Origin of the sequence: Francisella adeliensis (genome assembly GCF_003290445.1) — a bacterium.
Lineage (GTDB): Bacteria > Pseudomonadota > Gammaproteobacteria > Francisellales > Francisellaceae > Francisella > Francisella adeliensis.
This window is the reverse complement of record NZ_CP021781.1, coordinates 1,977,880-1,994,719: the sequence shown is the minus strand read 5'-3', so window position 1 is coordinate 1,994,719 and position 16,840 is coordinate 1,977,880. Positions and strand designations below refer to the sequence as shown.

The window sequence follows — 16,840 nt, the reverse complement described above, 5'->3', positions numbered from 1 at the left end:
TTAAATATCAGTTTGAGATTTGTTTATGGGAAGAAGGAGAAGGGGCTAGAAAAAGATTGGTTTATTAGTCTTTACGACAATTTTTGCAAAAAATATATATATTTAGACTATGATCTACAATCTCAGCTCCAATTGATTCAACAATCCGTTTTTGTAGTTCTTCAATTTCATCATTGTAGAACTCTTGTATTTTGTTACATTTAACACAAATAATATGATCATGATGATCACCTTGATTTAACTCATACATAGCTTGATCATTTTCAAGCTTTAAACGGTTGATTATACCAACGGATTCAAACTGTGCTAAGACTCTATATACGGTCGCAATACCGGTGTTGCTTCCTTTAGACTTGAGTTTAGAAAACACATCGTCAGGACTCAGATGTTTATCCTTATTTGAGTTAAATAATTTAAGTATCTCTAGTCGTGGTTGCGTGACTTTGAAGCCATATTCTTTTAGGTCAATATTCTGAGAACTCATTTTTTATTAAATTGGTAGAGTATTTTATACTAGGTTATTGTAAAAGAGTATTTATGTAAAGAGTTTGATTGGTAGGTTTTAGAGAAACTAATACATTGATTGGCTGTATTTGTTTTGTAATTGTTTGATAAGAGGTGAGATGTTTGACTTACTGAGATAGATATTAGATTAGCCTGTCGAGTATGCTTTTGTATGAAATTATATTATAGTTAATTTAACTTTTGCTGCAATCCATCCTCTTAATGTCTATGTTTAGCAGTATTGGTAGTTTGAATATTGCTAATAAAAAATAATAAAACTATTAATATTAAGAGTAGAAATGGTTAAGGAAGTGGTGCCTGATTGTAGGGGTGGTAGAAATAGAACTGCTGATTTTGATATGTATATTTTTGACGGATCTTCAGTTGATAGTAGCAATAAAATACATGTTGATGTGATTGTAGAGCCTCGTGATTTTGGAACAAATGATGCTTATTGGACAGTTTCTAAATCTACAGCTTCAGAAAATGCTGAAATGCCTTATTATACATTTCTTTTAGATCGTGAATCCAAAGATGTTACAAGTTATAAGTTAGATGATGAAGATTCTTTAATCCTTGAAGTAACCAAGAGTGTGGGTCCAACCTCAAATAAAGCTACATACTATTTGAAAGGTAAAGCAAATTTTAAGAAAGACTCAGTTTAAAGTAATAGATTAATATCTATAAATTGCAGAGATTTGAGGATGTATTAAGCTTTGATTTGATTTTCTATGAATTTCAATATCGTATCTGGATTAGAATTCTCTACATTACTTTTATTAAAAGGTGGGATGGGAGGGAGCTTCGTAGCCCATCTTACTTGATCAACAGGGTCAAGATCTCCATAATTTTTTATGTGTCCAGAAACAGAAACATAATAACTAGCATTATTATGACCAGGATATTTATCAAATTTCATATTTTCTTTAGGCAGCCAGTTTCTAATATTAGCTCCAATCGCCTTATAATAAGCTTTTATTGTAAGCCCTCCTAACTGTGCTTTTGTTTCAACAGTATTATTCTCTGTATATAGTCCGACATAAAGACTTTTATCTCTCATAGCACAATAGCCACTAGCTTCTTCTTCAAATTTGAAGGTACCAAACTCACCTGCTGGGATATAATCTTTTTCTTCATCACTATGGATGTACATACATTTTATAGCTGCTGCTTTGAAATAGATGTTTTTATTCGTGTCGTTATATATCATAAGTGTTCTATCTGTGCCATTTGAACTACTATTACCATATGCAGTAAAAGCAACTGAACTACAAATAATTGCTGTTATAATGAATTTTATGATTGTTTTCATAATGAACCCCTTTTTGCTGGTTAGATTAAATAAGTCTTAATATATAAATAGTATCATTGAAATTTAATATAATAAAGCAGTTTATTATATTTTATTTTAATTTTGTTGAACCTTGTAATTAAGAAGTTGTTCTTTTATAGTATCAATTTGAATTAAAGGCATTATATAAGCTATGCATTAGTAATATGCGCGACTATAATAAAAATAACTTTCTACAAAACCTCTATATATAATGAAAAAAAATAGTATTACTAATAATATTTACCTTGATATGATTTTATTCAGCAAGGGTATTCCCAACAAATAATTGATGCTCAGTTACAAAAAGCTATAGAATCAAGGGTTATACAATCAAACTGGTGATAAAACGATGATAAAAAGATACGATGTAGCAGAAATCTCAAAGATTTGGGATGATGAAAGCAAATTCCATGAATATTAAAATGCAAATTCGATTTTAGCATTCTCATTTGGTAAGAGTTATTTATGATCTTTGCTTATAGGGGTAGAGATACACTCCTGGTAGTCAGACTTCAGCAATACAAAATGTTTTTTATTAGACTTAGGTAGAATAATCACCGTTCTATTTTGCTCATCTGTATAAACTGTTGCTGAATCAGCTCCAATAACAACATTTCCTTTCATTTTTATAGTAGTGCATTTAGAGGGACTATCTTTTTTAGGTGTTTCTTCGATGCTTTCTTTTGCAAAGCTAGACTGAGTAAAACATATTAGAAACAAAGATATAAGCACCACATTTATATTAATAAGGTTTATATTTTGAAACATAATTTCTCTTAAATTGATCATTAGCAATCTCCAACTATTTGACACTAAGCTACCTTAGTACTTAAAAATATACAACTTTTTATACAGCACTTTTTTGTTAGGAAATATGAAAAAATTAACAAGTATAACTCTAGCCTTAATAGCATCTTTATTATATACAAATGTTAGCAATCGAGGGTAATATTGGACATGAGATAAGCTTATATTCATGCTCTATGAAAGTATGACAAGAGGAGATATTAATGATTTAATTTGCAAGAAGTGGAACTAGTTAATTAAATATTTCTAGCTAATACAATTAATATCAAACCAATAATATATGTGATAAACATCAATGTAATAAATTTATTTGTTCCTTTAGGGGCCAAAGCAAATTCTTTCCAAATAAACACACCCCAAAAAGCAGCTATCATCGTTGCACCCTGGCCAAGACCATAAGATATTGATGGTCCAGCAACGCCAGAAGCTATAAAATTAAGGCATGATCCTAGTCCCCATATTACACCACCTAATATCCCTATAGTATGTAGCCAGAGGTTGCCTTGCTTAAAATAATCACTAAAATTTAATTTCTTTCCTGAAATAGGAAACTTTATCATCCAACTATTAAATATAAAGTTTGATAAAAATATTCCTAGAGCAAATATGAAGCTAGCAGTATAAGGCGTCATCAAACTAGGTGTGGGGTTGCTAAAATCAATAGATATAGCGTGTATAACTAGCGGATAGAAGAAACCCATAAGTATTCCTGAGATGACGGAAACTAAAATACCTTTGATCACTTTATTGTTTTTATTGTTGGAAATACGTTTATAAATAATAGCATCAATTACGATAGCTATAAGCACACTAAGAACACCCAGAGATAATAGTATAGGTTGGCCTAATGGTTGGGCAATATAGTTTACTATAACACCAATCACAAGAGCTAAACCGATAGCTAAAGGAAAGGCAACAGACATGCCTGCTATGTCTATAGCTGCAACTAGAAGTATATTAGCAAGGTTAAAAACGACTCCTCCAGCAAAAGCATAAAAAAAGCTCTCTCCTGAGGCTAAGCAAATATCTGAAAAGAAACTTCTTCCTTCAGACCCAAAATTTCCAGCAGTTATTGCTAGTACGAATGAGATTATTAAAATACCAATAGCATAATCCCAGTAAAATAGCTGAAAAGACCACTCTTTTTTTGAAAGCTTTTGAGTATTTGCCCACGACCCCCAACATAACATTGTTATAATGCATAAAAATACTGCTACACCGTATGAATGTATTGCAACCATATAAACTCCTTTGTGATAAATACACTAATATGTATTGGATTGGTATTAAATAATTTTTTCATTAAAAAACTGGTTTAACTCAGTAATTGTTGGAGCAGAGTTTTCTGCTCCTTGAATAGTTACTGCTCGAGCCGATGCTTTATTTGCTATTTTGATGGCTTGCTCAATGCTAAAACCTTTGTCAAGACAGTGTGCTAAACTGCCGTTAAAAGTATCACCAGCAGCAGTAGTATCTTTGACATCAACTTTTGTAGAGGGGAAGAGTTCTTGAGTACCATCTTGCTTCGACAATAAAGCTCCACTTTCTCCCATGGTAATAATTACAATGTTGACGCCTTTCTTATGAATAACATTAGCAGCAGTTTTAGCAGAAGTTAGATCTGTAATTTCTACCCCAGCTATAATGGATGCTTCAGTTTCATTTGGGGTTATAATATCTACTTTTTTTAGTAAATTATCTGGAAGTGTTTGAGCTGGAGCTGGATTTAGTATAAATGTGTTTTTTTCTGTTAGCATATCAGCTAAGTACTCAACAGTATTTAAAGGTATTTCCAGTTGTGTTAAGACTACTGACGAATCTAGTATACATAGTTCGTTTGTATCAATGATTTCTTTATCGACTTCAGCATTTGCACCCATAACAACATTGATTATATTTTGACCAAAATCATCAACTGTTATAAAAGCTAGGCCTGTTTTAGATTCAGAGCTTTTTTGTATGGTGGATGTGTTTAGACCTGTGTTTTTATAGAAGTTTAGGAGACTATTGCCAAAGCTATCATCGCCTAGTTTTGCTATAAAACTTACTTCAGCACCGAGTCTTTTAGCGGCTACGGCTTGATTAGCACCTTTTCCACCACAAAATTCATCATAATTTTTACTGATTATAGTTTGGCCTTTCTGTGCTAGCTTACTGACTTTGACTACTAAGTCACGGTTAGCACTTCCTATTATTGATATAGACATTTTCACTCAAATATTTAAGGTTTGAGGAGTATTATAGCTTTTAAAGATAGGTTTCTATACCAAAAAATACAGCATTTTTAGGTTATGATAAATATATAGAATAGTTTTACAGATACAAACAAATTTATCTCTATATTTTATAGCCTCTCAATGAAAGATAAGTGTGTAGGGTGGATGTGTTATTCATAAGGTTTTTATGAAAGCAGGTTACTTTGTTATTTAAATAGAGACTACACAGTTTCGGCCTCTATTTTTTGCCTTATATAAGCAATCATCAGCTCTTTTGTAGATTTTATCTGCTGTGTCACCACTCTTAACTTCTGTAACGCCAGCACTGATCGTTATAGTTTCATTTTTAATAACTTTTAATTCCTGCTCCACAAGAGCTCTTAGTTTCTCAGCAACTATATCAGCATTCTTTAATGAAGTATTTTTAAGAATTAATGCAAATTCTTCTCCACCTATCCTAAATGCAGAGTCAATATTTCTAATATTTGAAGTTATTAACTTACTAAATTCTTCCAAAACTCTATCCCCTATCAGGTGACCATAATTATCATTAACCCTTTTGAAAAAATCTATATCAAAAATAATCATCGAAAAAGGTTCTTGAGTTTTTTCGAATACTTCTAAATTCTTATTAATTTGATTATTATATGATCTTTTGTTGTTGAGTTTGGTTAAGTCATCTATAAATGCCTGTTTTTTAATAGTGGTCATTGCTTCAAAAAGATCTGTATTATCTATGGTTGTCATAAGTAGCTGTTTATTGTTAGGCATTAAGGCTATAGATGACATTAATCTTTTGGTTTTACCAGATTTGGTTAAACAGGTGTGCTCAAAATTTTCATATACTGATTCTATAACCGCTTTTTTAAGAGCAGACTGATATTCGGCTATAAATTTTTCATCAGTAAAACTGAATGTACTTTTACCCAGAAGTTCTTTGTCAGAGTATTCTAAAAAATCGCAATACTTGTTGTTCACAAAGTCATACACTCCATCTAAACTTAGCAAGCTAATGCCACCTAATGCTGTCTGGAAGATAGCTTCTAACTGCTCATTTTGCTCAAGAATAGTTCGCTCATTTTCTTTTTGTTCAGTAATATCTCTAGCTGAAGCATAAAGCAAGTTTTGATTATCTATATTTATCAGGTTGGCTGTTATATAGGCTATATATTTAGTGTTATTTTTTCTAGTGTGAGTTCTCTCAACCTCTATTGGTCCTTGCTTTAGGGCTTCTATGATCTGAGAATATTCTGTTTTATCAATATTTTTATCCCAATCATAAACACTAAGGTTCTGCATTTCATCAGTTGAATAGCCTAGCATTTGCTTAGCTTTTTCACTATATTCAACCAACTTACCATTGTAGTCCATTATGAAAACACCATCAGAAGCTAACTCTAAAATAGTTTTATATTTAGTCTCCTCGCTTGCTAAAAAATTAGTTACTAAATCGACTTGGTTTGTGTTTCCTGTATCAACGATGCGTTGAGATGCATACAAGTATTTTTCACCATTAATAAGGATACCTTTAGCACTTATTTCCACATCTATAGTAGAGTTATCTTTTTTCTTATGTTTCGTAATAAAAGTGTCAGGGGTATTAATCAATGATTTAATCATAGAGGTAAGCTGCGCACTTGCTGCGAAAGGATCCCAATCACGGACATTAAAATTAAGCAACTCATCGTGATTTTCATAACCCAGGTTAGTCATAAAAGTCTCACTGTAAAAAGCAAGATTACCTTCTGAATCTATAATATGAATTCCATCAGGAGAATATTTAAGCAAATACTCGAGTTTTTCTTTCGATAAATTTAGCAACTATAAATTCTATTTAATCAATCAACTATAAAATATATTTTAACAACTAATTTAGAAAAAAGTATTTGTTTTAGACTATACTTTAAGGTTATTTAAATTGACTCATTTTCATAATATAGCTAACTACTTATAAGAAGTAATATACTATTTTTTATTTGAGCTAAAGCATATTCACTTCACTTTATAAAGGAAGTATTAAAGCTTAAGTATGAGCTTTCTAAAACTATCAAATAAATTCAATATAGGTGTTATAACCTTGATTGGTAAGTATTATTTGCTGTTGGACTATTTTTTGTAATGGTTATAAAAACTATAAACAAAAAGAGAGGTAAGCCTGCTAACAGAAAGTATGAGATAACTAAACCATTATAGCCATACTGTGTCATATAAGCACCTAAACCACTAAAGATAAACGCTGCCAAGTTTTGTAGTAAACCAATTAGTGAAGCAGCTGAGCCTCTTCTGTGAGGGTGTAGCGATAAAGCTTTGCTAACTATGTTAGGCACACCAATACCTGAGCCGATAGTGAAAATAAAAAATGGTATCGCTAGTAACCATCCAGAAATAGTTATTCCAATAGCTTTAGTAGAAAGAACTATAGTAGTTGCAATAACAAACAAGCTAACTGAAAGCGTAAAAATTGTTTTAAATGAGATGTTAATTTTTAATAGTTTTTTAGAGATTATCCCACCTAATATAAATGCAACTGAGATAGGGACAAAAAACAAACTGAATTCATTTACTGTAAAGTGTAGCTTTGTTAGTAAAAAAGGTACTTGCGATAAGTATACATATACTGAGATATACATTGATGCACTGGTTAAAGCTAAAACCATGAATTTCAAATCACAAAAGAGATATTTAAACTGCTGTAGTATAGTTATAACTATATGTTGTTGTGATTTTTTTAGATCTTTTCTATGGTCATTTGTAGGAGCATCAGGCAACTGTATAGTGATTAAAAGTAATACAGTAGCAATTATAATTAAGAATATGAAAACTCCATACCAAGCTGAAAAAGTTAAAATTATTCCGCCAAATATAGGAGCTAGTGCCGGCATTGAACCAATAAGTATATATCCAGAACTTATAATGTGTGAAGCTTGTCTCTCGAAATAACTAAATGCTAAAACTTGCCATAAACATAAAGCACTTGCTGCACTGATACCTTGAATAAGACGAGCTACAAGAAAAGTCGAAATATTTGGCGAAAAAACGGCTATTAAATTAGCAACAATGTATAGTGTAAGACCTACAGCCAAAACCTTTGATGTTTTAATATAGTCTGAAAGAGTTCCATATATTGGGATGCCAATAGCAAGACCGAGCATATAGAAGCTTATAGTTAAACCCATGCTTGATTTTGTAGTTATAAAAACATGCTGTAATACTGGGATTGCAGGCAGGTAGATATTAGCTGTTAATATTGATAGAAAAGCTAATGTGTATATGAGCGTTTTTATTTTTATATTCATTGCGATATTTTCTTATTTTTGATGATATTTTTTATAAAGCGTATTTGAATCTTCCAAGACCCTGTAGGAGATGATTTTATTGTCCTTAACTTCATAGATTGAAATAAGGTGAGTTTCAAAATCCTTACTATTATGTTGGAAGGTACATTCCAAGTAACTATACTCATAAACAAAATTACTCTCACTACTTGCAACTAGGTCAAAGGGAGTCTTTTTAAATGCCGAAACAGAAGAAGAGATATTTTTGAAATGTCTTTTTATCGCATTTATTCCATAGTGAGAGCCACTCCAAGAGCCACCAATATTATCGCTATGCCAAGCTGCATCATCATCAATCATCTCAACTGCCTTATCAGTTTGACCAGTTTGCTGAAATTTTAAAAAGTTTTTAATAGTTTTTAGGTTTTCTATATTCATTTTATTTCCTTGTGTATTGATTTAATGGATCGTAAGTATATAAATTTTCATAGTTAAAAAACATTGAATATTTTTTGATATTTTGTTAGCTTTTAGTTAACTATGGAGAGAGTATGAATTACACATTACACCAACTTAAGATTTTTGCTGCAATTGTAAAATACAAAAACCTTCGTCAAGTCGCACAACTATTATTTTTGACACCTCCAGCTATAACAAAGCAGCTGCAAAATCTAGAAGAGATTCTAGAGATAGATCTTTTTGAGCGAAAAAATAAAAAATTAGTCATAACAAGTAAAGGCGAGTCTTTTTATAGCCTAATAAGTCCTGTTTTAGAGAGAATTGATGAGATAAATCATGTTGGTTTACCTGATTTAAGAAGCTCACCACCAAAGATTAAGATAGCAATGTCTCAAATCTTTGAGCAAAGTGTGTTTAATAGGATAAACACCTTTATGAATAAGAAACCATTATTTGCCTACGATTTAATTGTTGACCATAAACAGAGTGTGCTTGAGAAGATCTTAAATTATGATGTTGATGTTGCAATTATGGTTCTAAATCAAGAGGAGTTGATAGCGATTGAAAAGCAGGGCTTTTATGCTGACCTATACTATCATATTGAATTTGATGCATATGCTTCATCCGGGTTACTTAATAAATACCGGAATGTGAATGAGATGATTAGCAAAGCTAGATTTATTACAGAAGCTAAGTCTGTCGGTAATCGTAATATAAAAAATATGATGCCTTTAAGCTCATGTATGTCTGTATTAAACGCTATAAATCAAGGACTCGGATATGGGTTTTTACCAACTGTTTTGTTGAGAGAAGAGGATAGAGATAGTTTAGTTAAAATCAATGATAAACTTCATTATCAAGAAGGTGCTTTGCATAGTTATTATGTCTATAAGTTTAGTGATACAAAGAAATCGAACCTTATTCGAGAGTTATTTGAATAGTTTTTTTAATCCAATTCTTTACCGTTTCTGCCTATGATAATATCTTGGGATTGATCATCAACACTTCTTTCATCTGCAAATGTAGTAGTTCTTATGCCACTAGAATTATTAGTTTCTGATGAATCTTGAGAGCTACTACCATGTATTAAGCTATTAGCTTGCTGTTGAGCACTTTGCCAGTCGCCACTAATTTCATTTTCTGTACTTGAAAATTTACTCATAAGAGATGTCACAATATCATCTTCACCATTTGCTGGTGGATGGAGATAGTTGACAGCAGGGAGAGCAACTGTTGATATACAGATATAGATTATAAACTTAAAAAACTTGCTCATTGGGCATAACTGTTGTAAATACCTAATAGCTATCAAGTAAATAATAGTTGCTATAACAAAAGCTACGATGTAGTTAGTCATCTTAAACCTCTTTTTGTTTTAGTAGTTTCTGATTTTGTCAAAAACTCTTTTAAGTTTTTGCTCGTCTTTTTCTCCTGGTTTTGATTCAACTCCAGAGTTTATATCATAAGCAGAGCATTTTAATCCGATGGCCTTGCTAATATTATTTGAGTTTAATCCACCAGATAAGATGATATTTTTTTTATCTTTTATAAGATCCCAGTCGAAGCTTCTGCCAGTACCACCAGATTTACCACCTATTTTAGTGTCTAAAAGATGGTAATCAATATTGTCTAAAAATTCAGGGATAGATTTATCAACACCGTATGCTTTCCATAGCTGGCAATTTCTATGTAGTTTAGCTTTTAAGTCATTAATATATTCTTGGCTTTCATTTCCATGTAGCTGTATAGCATTTAACCTTAAACCATAAGCAGTATCAACAACTTCTTTAATTGGAGCATCTGCAAATACACCTATATAGTTTAGTTTAACTTTTCTAGCCACTTTTTTTGCAGTTTCAAAATCTATATATCTTGGCGACTCCTTCACAAATATAAAACCACCGTATATAGCTCCAGCATTGTAGGCTTTTTGAGCATTTTCTATACTTGTAAGACCACAGATTTTATTGAAACCATAAACAATTTTTCTAACAGCAAGCTCAAGATTTCTTTCTCCCATAATAGAGCTACCAATCAAGAATCCATTTACAAAACTTCTAAGTTCACGAACCTCTTGGTTTTTATAGATACCAGATTCAGAAATGATGATAGTCCCTTTAGGCACCTTAGGAGCTAATAATCTAGTAGTGTTTAAATCAACAGAGAGGTCTCTAAGGTTACGATTATTTATCCCAATAACTTTAGCCTTAAGTTTTATGGCTCTATTTAATTCTTCTTCATTACTAGCTTCTGTTAAAACTCCCATGTTGAGTCTATGAGCCACTTTTGCAAGTTTTTTGTACTCATCATCTGTAAGCACAGAAAGCATTAGTAGTATAGCGTCAGCTTTGTAGTATCTTGCTAAATATATTTGATACTCATCGATCATAAAGTCTTTACATAATACAGGTTGCTTAACTTGATTTCTAACAATTTCTAAATTAGCAAAACTACCCATAAAGAACTTTTCATCTGTAAGTACAGATATAGCGTTTGCATAGTTTTTATATACGCTAGCAATCTCATTCAAATCAAACTTTTTACGGATAAGACCTTTAGATGGAGAGCCTTTTTTGCACTCTAATATGAAAACAGCTTGCTCAGAATCTAGTGCTTCATAAAAACTTCTATCTGTTTTCTTTACATCTTCTTTAAATATCTCTAGAGGAAAAAGTCTCTTCTTAGTAAATAACCATTTTTTCTTTTCTTCAACAATCTTCGCTAGTATGGTTTCCATCTTTTTAATTAATGCATTTTAGTTAGGGTAATTCTAATGGAAATGAGAAAAAAATTCTTTGTTTCTTTGAAACTATTTTAAAATAATAGTTATAACAATCAAAGAAAAGGTAAACACATAGGTTTACCCCTACAAAAAACAACATCAAACAATATGACCGTAGGAGTTGAGCTATGTGTCAATCCTTTATAGTTTAACTTTCGCTAGTGATTATAATACAAATTAATCAAAATTATACATTGTAGCTTGATTGAGATAATGGCAATTAGCAATTATAATTGAGTGTCAGTGAGATGTTTAATGGAAGATAAGTTGTTTAGTATCAAGATAGATAAAGATATTAGTTTAGCGTTAGTACAAGAATCCTTTGCTCCAATATATTTCAAGTTAATCAAAGAAAATGCTACTTATCTTGAGAGGTGGTTACCATGGGTTTCATCATATAAGAGTGAGCAGGATTCTACTTTGTTTATTCGCAAATCTCTTCACGATTATGCTGATGGTAAATCAATGGTTTGTGCTATTTGGTTTAATAATGAGTTAGTCGGTAATGCAAGTTTTAACAGTATAAACCATAGTTTGAAAAAGGTTGAAATCGGCTATTGGGTAAAAGAGTCAGCTCAAGGTAGCGGTATTATCACGCGTGTTTGTAATAAGCTTATCGATATAGCATTTAATGAGTTAAAAATGCAGAAGGTTCAAATATCTGTAGCAGTCGAAAATTTAGCTAGTAGAGCTGTTTGTAAGCGTCTTGGAATGAAATTAGAGGGAATAATTTCTAATGCAGAGAATTTAAATGGGCAAATTGTTGATCATGCTATTTATGCTCAAACTTCAGTTACTTAACCCTTTTTTATAATTGATATATGCTATTTGTAGGGATCTCTATATACTTTTTTAGCAATATTTATTTATGGTAATTCTTTTGAGAAAGTAGCCAAGAATACATAATTGTTGAGATAACAATAAAACATAAAAAATATAATGGCTGAAATAAAACCCCATACTCATTCATATAGCCTATAACAATAGAAAATGCCATATAAGCGAAAATACTGCAAGAAGAGGCTAAAGAAATCAATACTTTTCGAATCTGATATTTATAGCTAGTTACAGAATAAAACAAAAACATTACAAGACTAAGTATTAATACTAGTACTAAAATCTCTACTTTTGCTTGTGCTAACATATAGGTGATAAATAAAAACATAAAATAACTTAAAACCTTGCCACAAGGCATTCTAAATTGCTTAATGCTTTTATGTTGTGCAGATTCGTTTAATTTGAATTTTGTATAAGATACTGGAATTGCGACAACTGATAGTAATTGAAAAACTGTAACAACAATCACAATATCTTGCCAATTTTTAAAAAACACAACAACTCCCATACAAACTAAAATAGTGAAGATAAGAGAGCGATGAGAAAAATTATAGATAGGGTGTGTTTTTTTAAAATATGCTGGAGCCTGTCTATCCTCAGCCATGCCTTGTAACATACGGCTTGCTGATGCAGCATATACTACCCCTGTCCCAGAAGGGCTAACCATAGCATCAAGATATATAACAGTTGCCCATATAGCTAATATATTTATTTGGAAAAGTAATAGTAATTGTGCTAAAGGTGAGCTAAAGTCTAAATGAGCCCAACCCTTTGCTACCATCTCTACAGGTAAAGCACCAATAAATGCAGTCTGTAAACCTAAATATATAGCTAATATAATGAAAATTGATGCAGCTAAAGCAATTGGAATATTTCTTTTGGGGTTATCTAATTCTGAACTAAAAGTAGCAAGTATCGCAAAACCATAGAAAGAGTAAAAAATCCCAGAGTCAACTACAGTACTGAAAATATTTCCATAGCCGTATGGTGCAAACCCATGAGAAGTGAAATTGCTAGTATGAAATGCTGCTACCATTAAAATTATTACTGTTGAAGTAGGGATAATGATTTTAAATAATGTAATAACATTGCTAACTTTAACTAAAAAACGGATACCCCAGAAGTTTACAAGAACATATAAGCTTAAAACTAAGATGACAAGGAGTATTCCTATATTTGTAAGGTTACTATCAACATATATATAAGGCTCTAAAACAGGGAATGCCGCACTTAAATATTGGATAGTTGCTGATGCTTCAGATGCAATAGTAACAACAAGGGCTAACCAGGCAGCACTTGATGTTATAAATCCAAAATCTTCATTTTTATGGCTAATTGTAAAAAGTCTAGTAAAAAAAGACGTTTCTTTAGTATGTGAACATGTCATCTCTGCTAATAACAGCGATAAAATAAGTGCCAAGATTGCACCAATAATCCACGATATATATGCTGATGGACCAGTATTCTTTGCAGCATAATATGCTGCAAATAGCCATCCACTTCCTAACATGCAAGTTATACCGAGAGCTATAGTTGATATAAGACTTGGTTTTTTATTGTAGCAATTGCTCATGACTTTTATTGTCCTTAATTTTTTTCATCCAAGAATTAATAAGTTGTAAAAACTTATGAGAACATTCAGGTAATTCACGCTTAGCATGTACAAGTAGATGCGATTGCCCCATGATTGAACCTTCCGTTGTTGTTTTTAAAGCTATGAGCTTATTATTGTTTAACTCTTCAGAAACAACAAATTTAGGCAAAAATGTAATTCCTATACCTGATAAAGCAAAGTACTTAAGTGTTGAAATAGAGTTCGTGGTTAAAACAGGTTTTAAATATACATTTTTCTCAATTTCAGTTTTTGCAAGTAAGCTTCGTATACCAAAATTATTTTCTTGTAATGCAATAGGGTATTCGCCTAGTTGCTTCAAAGTAATGTTCTTCTGTGATGTAGCTAATTCATGATCCGGTGAGGCAATAGCATAAACAGGCTGATCAGCAATAATGACTGAATTAATATTTTGATTCTCAGATGGGTTAAATGCTAAAGCGATATGAGACTCTCCTGTTTCAATTTTACGCAGCATATCATTTGTGCTATCAACACTAATAGAAATAGTGATTCCGGGATATTTGCGATTAAAATCAGGAATAAAATTCATCATCAAATCTGTTATAAAACCTTCGCCAATTGATAGTTTTATGTGTCCAGATTGTAGTCCTTGTAAAGCCTGTAATTTAGAAATACAAATCTCTTTATCAAGTTGTTGCTTATGATAAAAATCAAGCACAGTCTTCCCAGCTTCAGTAAGAACAACACCTTTATTGTGTCTTTGAATTAAAGTGCAAGAAAGTTCTTGCTCCAATAAAGAAATTTGACGACTGATAGATGATGGTGAAATATTTAGTTTATCAGCAGCAGATCTAATAGACCCTAAACTAATAACTTGGTAAAGATATACAAGTCTTTTACTATTTAAATATCTAAATTTAGTAATATGCTTCAAAGCTGAACTCTCCTATCTGAAATCACGAAGTAACACATACTTTTTGAACTAAATTAACCCAGTAGTTAGCACCTAAAACAAGAATATTGTCATTAAAGTCGTAAAAAGGATTATGTAGGCCAGAAGCGCCATCTTTAGTTACTCCATTTCCAATCCAAATATACGCACCTGGTCGTTTCTCTAACATAAATGCAAAATCTTCTGATCCCATGCTAGGATGAGAGAATGAATCTACATTATCGTTACCAACTAAAGAGGTTGCAACATTGGTGCAAATCTCAAAATGTTTTGGATCGTTGATTGTCGCAGGATAAATCCGTCTATAATCAAGGTTACCTTTAGCGCCGAAAGATAGAGATAAACTTTCTACCTGTTGCCTCATTCTATCTTCTATTTTATTTTGGACTTCAGTAGAAAATGAACGAACTGTACCCGATAGAGTAACTTCATTAGGTATTACATTATAGGCTTCACCGCCAGACATTTTTGTTATACTAATAACTCCTGATTCTAAAGGGGGTATTTCACGGCTAACAATATTTTGAAGTGAATTAATAAGTTGTCCAGCAGCTGCAATAGGGTCAACGCCTAAATGTGGCATGCCAGCGTGACCCCCTTTTCCTGTAATTGTGATGTCAAAGAGATCCATCCCAGCCATAACAGGACCATTATGTGTCGCAAACTTACCTTCTTCAAGTCCTGGCCAATTATGCATACCATAGACAGCATCGACATTAAAATCATCAAACAAACCGTCTGCAATCATTGATTTGGCACCAGCTTCTCCTTCTTCTGCTGGTTGAAAAATAAATACCACAGTGCCTGAAAAATCAGGTGCATCCGCTAAATATTTTGCTGCCCCTAGCAACATGGCTGTATGTCCATCATGACCACAAGCATGCATTTTTCCATCATGGTGAGAGCAATGAGAAAAAGTATTTAATTCTTGTAAGTTCAACGCATCCATATCCGCTCTCAAGCCTATTAAAGGACCGTCACCGAGTCTACCTTTTAATGTTGCTACAACTCCTGTAATAGCGAGTCCTCTTACAACATCTAAACCAAAACTAGTAAGTAACTCTGCCACTTTAGCAGAAGTTCGATGTTCTTCATATGCTGTTTCTGGGTGTTTATGAATATCTCGTCGCCAGTCACGCATAGCTTTATGCAATTCACTTTCTAGTAAAATCATAGTGTTTAAATTCCTTATATAATATCTTGATGTATCTCGATAATAGTATTGCCTGCATAGTGAGCAGGTATTAGTAAGCAGTTATCAGTAGTTTGAATATATTCAACTTTATTGTTATCAAGATGTGATTTAGCTTTACTAATAGACTTAGTACTAACACTAATAGCTATACCACTTGGAAGCTGATCATCAGTCAATGGGATATCAATACCTGCAAAACGCTCATTAGCTTGAGGTTTAGATAAAATTTCAAACACTCCTCGATCTGTTTGCACAGTCATATAACCTGGTTTATTTTTAGTTATTTTATCCGCTCCATAAATACCACAAAAATGTGAGTATAAATCATCTGGATTATGTGTAACATACGAGACACTTGTAATTCCATTAGCACCATTTGGATGTTCCATCCATTCCTTCATCCATATTGTTTCAGGGTTATGTTGATGACATAGAAAGTGTGAAACCGATGGAAACTTATTATTTATTAGCATTACTAAAGACACACAAACTTCTGTTGTTCCATTTGGTAAGTGAGCAATTCTACGAAAATCAACAATACCCGAGTTTTCAACTTTATTATTTTCTAATAGTTCATGGTCTTTTCGTGCATCTGTACTATGTAGAGCAACTAATGAAATACCTTCTCGACGATTTATAGAATCACTTATAAATCTACCAAAGGTAAACCCTTTTTCATTCGGTAAATCTAATTTAGTATCATCATATATACTAATTACCTCAATAAAATTTTCTGGAAACATCAATAAATGGTTATCTGTACCCCAGGGATGATGATGACGAGGGTTAATAAAGAAACCTAAACGGGTAAAATCTTCAACTGCTTTATCTATACTTCTTACAGCAACTAGCGGATGATCAATTCCTAAATGATTTTTCTTACTCATAAAATTTACTTCCTGAT

Annotated in this window: 17 protein-coding genes; 3 read left to right on the top strand and 14 right to left on the bottom strand. The window is 32.1% G+C overall.

What is annotated here, in order from left to right; all coding sequences use genetic code 11:
• Positions 1-64 precede the first annotated feature (64 nt).
• Positions 65-484 carry a Fur family transcriptional regulator gene (locus CDH04_RS09490; protein ID WP_112870785.1) on the bottom strand — a complete coding sequence of 140 codons (420 nt, stop codon included), beginning with the start codon at positions 482-484 and terminating at the stop codon, positions 65-67.
• Positions 485-803: 319 nt separating this feature from the next.
• Here CDH04_RS09490 and CDH04_RS09485 point away from each other — a divergent pair, with 319 nt between their 5' ends.
• A complete protein-coding gene (locus tag CDH04_RS09485) occupies positions 804-1,169 on the top strand; it encodes a hypothetical protein (protein ID WP_112870784.1) in 366 nt (121 codons plus the stop codon).
• A 44-nt stretch (positions 1,170-1,213) separates the two neighbouring features.
• On the opposite strand, the gene CDH04_RS09480 is transcribed toward CDH04_RS09485, so the two are convergent.
• The 7 genes from CDH04_RS09480 to CDH04_RS09450 all read right to left on the bottom strand — a co-directional run bounded on the left by CDH04_RS09480 (position 1,214) and on the right by CDH04_RS09450 (position 8,573).
• Complete coding sequence (locus CDH04_RS09480) at positions 1,214-1,816, bottom strand: hypothetical protein (RefSeq protein WP_112870783.1); 603 nt, start codon at positions 1,814-1,816, stop codon at positions 1,214-1,216.
• A 480-nt stretch (positions 1,817-2,296) separates the two neighbouring features.
• Positions 2,297-2,626 carry a hypothetical protein gene (locus tag CDH04_RS09475; RefSeq protein ID WP_162699237.1) on the bottom strand — a complete coding sequence of 110 codons (330 nt, stop codon included), beginning with the start codon at positions 2,624-2,626 and terminating at the stop codon, positions 2,297-2,299.
• 254 nt (positions 2,627-2,880) lie between these two features.
• Positions 2,881-3,885: a multidrug DMT transporter permease gene (locus tag CDH04_RS09470; RefSeq protein WP_112870781.1), complete on the bottom strand. Its 1,005-nt coding sequence runs from the start codon at positions 3,883-3,885 to the stop codon at positions 2,881-2,883.
• 45 nt (positions 3,886-3,930) lie between these two features.
• Positions 3,931-4,851, bottom strand: a complete 921-nt coding sequence (gene rbsK, locus CDH04_RS09465) for a ribokinase (protein ID WP_112870780.1) — start codon at positions 4,849-4,851, stop codon at positions 3,931-3,933.
• 219 nt (positions 4,852-5,070) lie between these two features.
• The gene (locus CDH04_RS09460) at positions 5,071-6,681 is read right to left on the bottom strand and encodes a diguanylate cyclase (RefSeq protein WP_112870779.1); all 1,611 of its coding nucleotides are present in this window, start codon (positions 6,679-6,681) and stop codon (positions 5,071-5,073) included.
• Positions 6,682-6,929: 248 nt separating this feature from the next.
• Positions 6,930-8,156 (bottom strand): MFS transporter, encoded by a 1,227-nt coding sequence (locus CDH04_RS09455; RefSeq protein WP_112870778.1) that lies wholly within the window; start codon positions 8,154-8,156, stop codon positions 6,930-6,932.
• A gap of 12 nt (positions 8,157-8,168) precedes the next feature.
• Positions 8,169-8,573 carry a nuclear transport factor 2 family protein gene (locus CDH04_RS09450; protein ID WP_112870777.1) on the bottom strand — a complete coding sequence of 135 codons (405 nt, stop codon included), beginning with the start codon at positions 8,571-8,573 and terminating at the stop codon, positions 8,169-8,171.
• A gap of 113 nt (positions 8,574-8,686) precedes the next feature.
• Between CDH04_RS09450 and CDH04_RS09445 the strand changes: the two genes are divergently transcribed.
• Positions 8,687-9,535, top strand: coding sequence for a LysR family transcriptional regulator (locus CDH04_RS09445; protein WP_112870776.1), 849 nt, complete (start codon positions 8,687-8,689; stop codon positions 9,533-9,535).
• Positions 9,536-9,540: 5 nt separating this feature from the next.
• Here CDH04_RS09445 and CDH04_RS09440 read toward each other — a convergent pair whose 3' ends face one another.
• Positions 9,541-9,951 carry a hypothetical protein gene (locus tag CDH04_RS09440; protein ID WP_112870775.1) on the bottom strand — a complete coding sequence of 137 codons (411 nt, stop codon included), beginning with the start codon at positions 9,949-9,951 and terminating at the stop codon, positions 9,541-9,543.
• Between the two features lie 18 nt (positions 9,952-9,969).
• Positions 9,970-11,331: a bifunctional indole-3-glycerol-phosphate synthase TrpC/phosphoribosylanthranilate isomerase TrpF gene (gene trpCF / locus CDH04_RS09435; RefSeq protein ID WP_112870774.1), complete on the bottom strand. Its 1,362-nt coding sequence runs from the start codon at positions 11,329-11,331 to the stop codon at positions 9,970-9,972.
• A 300-nt stretch (positions 11,332-11,631) separates the two neighbouring features.
• On the opposite strand from trpCF, the gene CDH04_RS09430 reads away from it, so the two are divergent.
• The gene (locus tag CDH04_RS09430; protein WP_234393458.1) at positions 11,632-12,177 is read left to right on the top strand and encodes a GNAT family N-acetyltransferase; all 546 of its coding nucleotides are present in this window, start codon (positions 11,632-11,634) and stop codon (positions 12,175-12,177) included.
• A 61-nt stretch (positions 12,178-12,238) separates the two neighbouring features.
• Here the strand turns inward: CDH04_RS09430 and CDH04_RS09425 are convergent, their stop codons facing one another.
• The 4 genes from CDH04_RS09425 to CDH04_RS09410 are packed head-to-tail and all read right to left on the bottom strand — an operon-like array spanning position 12,239 to position 16,823.
• The gene (locus CDH04_RS09425; protein WP_112870773.1) at positions 12,239-13,786 is read right to left on the bottom strand and encodes an APC family permease; all 1,548 of its coding nucleotides are present in this window, start codon (positions 13,784-13,786) and stop codon (positions 12,239-12,241) included.
• The gene (locus CDH04_RS09420; RefSeq protein WP_112870772.1) at positions 13,767-14,723 is read right to left on the bottom strand and encodes a LysR family transcriptional regulator; all 957 of its coding nucleotides are present in this window, start codon (positions 14,721-14,723) and stop codon (positions 13,767-13,769) included. The genes CDH04_RS09425 and CDH04_RS09420 overlap by 20 nt, the downstream gene beginning before the upstream one ends.
• Positions 14,724-14,745: 22 nt before the next feature.
• A complete protein-coding gene (locus CDH04_RS09415) occupies positions 14,746-15,915 on the bottom strand; it encodes a M20 aminoacylase family protein (RefSeq protein ID WP_112870771.1) in 1,170 nt (389 codons plus the stop codon).
• 14 nt (positions 15,916-15,929) lie between these two features.
• Positions 15,930-16,823: a VOC family protein gene (locus tag CDH04_RS09410; protein ID WP_112870770.1), complete on the bottom strand. Its 894-nt coding sequence runs from the start codon at positions 16,821-16,823 to the stop codon at positions 15,930-15,932.
• Between the last annotated feature and the right edge of the window lie 17 nt (positions 16,824-16,840).

Excerpts from the sequence above, each read along its gene's own strand:
- rbsK (WP_112870780.1), bottom strand. The coding sequence starts at position 4,851 with ATGTCTATATCAATAATAGGAAGTGCTAACCGTGACTTAGTAGTCAAA.
- trpCF (WP_112870774.1), bottom strand. The coding sequence starts at position 11,331 with ATGGAAACCATACTAGCGAAGATTGTTGAAGAAAAGAAAAAATGGTTA.
- CDH04_RS09410 (WP_112870770.1), bottom strand. The coding sequence starts at position 16,823 with ATGAGTAAGAAAAATCATTTAGGAATTGATCATCCGCTAGTTGCTGTA.
- CDH04_RS09430 (WP_234393458.1), top strand. The coding sequence starts at position 11,632 with ATGGAAGATAAGTTGTTTAGTATCAAGATAGATAAAGATATTAGTTTA.
- CDH04_RS09475 (WP_162699237.1), bottom strand. The coding sequence starts at position 2,626 with ATGATCAATTTAAGAGAAATTATGTTTCAAAATATAAACCTTATTAAT.
- CDH04_RS09470 (WP_112870781.1), bottom strand. The coding sequence starts at position 3,885 with ATGGTTGCAATACATTCATACGGTGTAGCAGTATTTTTATGCATTATA.
- CDH04_RS09450 (WP_112870777.1), bottom strand. The coding sequence starts at position 8,573 with ATGAATATAGAAAACCTAAAAACTATTAAAAACTTTTTAAAATTTCAG.
- CDH04_RS09415 (WP_112870771.1), bottom strand. The coding sequence starts at position 15,915 with ATGATTTTACTAGAAAGTGAATTGCATAAAGCTATGCGTGACTGGCGA.
- CDH04_RS09485 (WP_112870784.1), top strand. The coding sequence starts at position 804 with ATGGTTAAGGAAGTGGTGCCTGATTGTAGGGGTGGTAGAAATAGAACT.
- CDH04_RS09425 (WP_112870773.1), bottom strand. The coding sequence starts at position 13,786 with ATGAGCAATTGCTACAATAAAAAACCAAGTCTTATATCAACTATAGCT.
- CDH04_RS09480 (WP_112870783.1), bottom strand. The coding sequence starts at position 1,816 with ATGAAAACAATCATAAAATTCATTATAACAGCAATTATTTGTAGTTCA.
- CDH04_RS09455 (WP_112870778.1), bottom strand. The coding sequence starts at position 8,156 with ATGAATATAAAAATAAAAACGCTCATATACACATTAGCTTTTCTATCA.
- CDH04_RS09490 (WP_112870785.1), bottom strand. The coding sequence starts at position 484 with ATGAGTTCTCAGAATATTGACCTAAAAGAATATGGCTTCAAAGTCACG.
- CDH04_RS09445 (WP_112870776.1), top strand. The coding sequence starts at position 8,687 with ATGAATTACACATTACACCAACTTAAGATTTTTGCTGCAATTGTAAAA.
- CDH04_RS09440 (WP_112870775.1), bottom strand. The coding sequence starts at position 9,951 with ATGACTAACTACATCGTAGCTTTTGTTATAGCAACTATTATTTACTTG.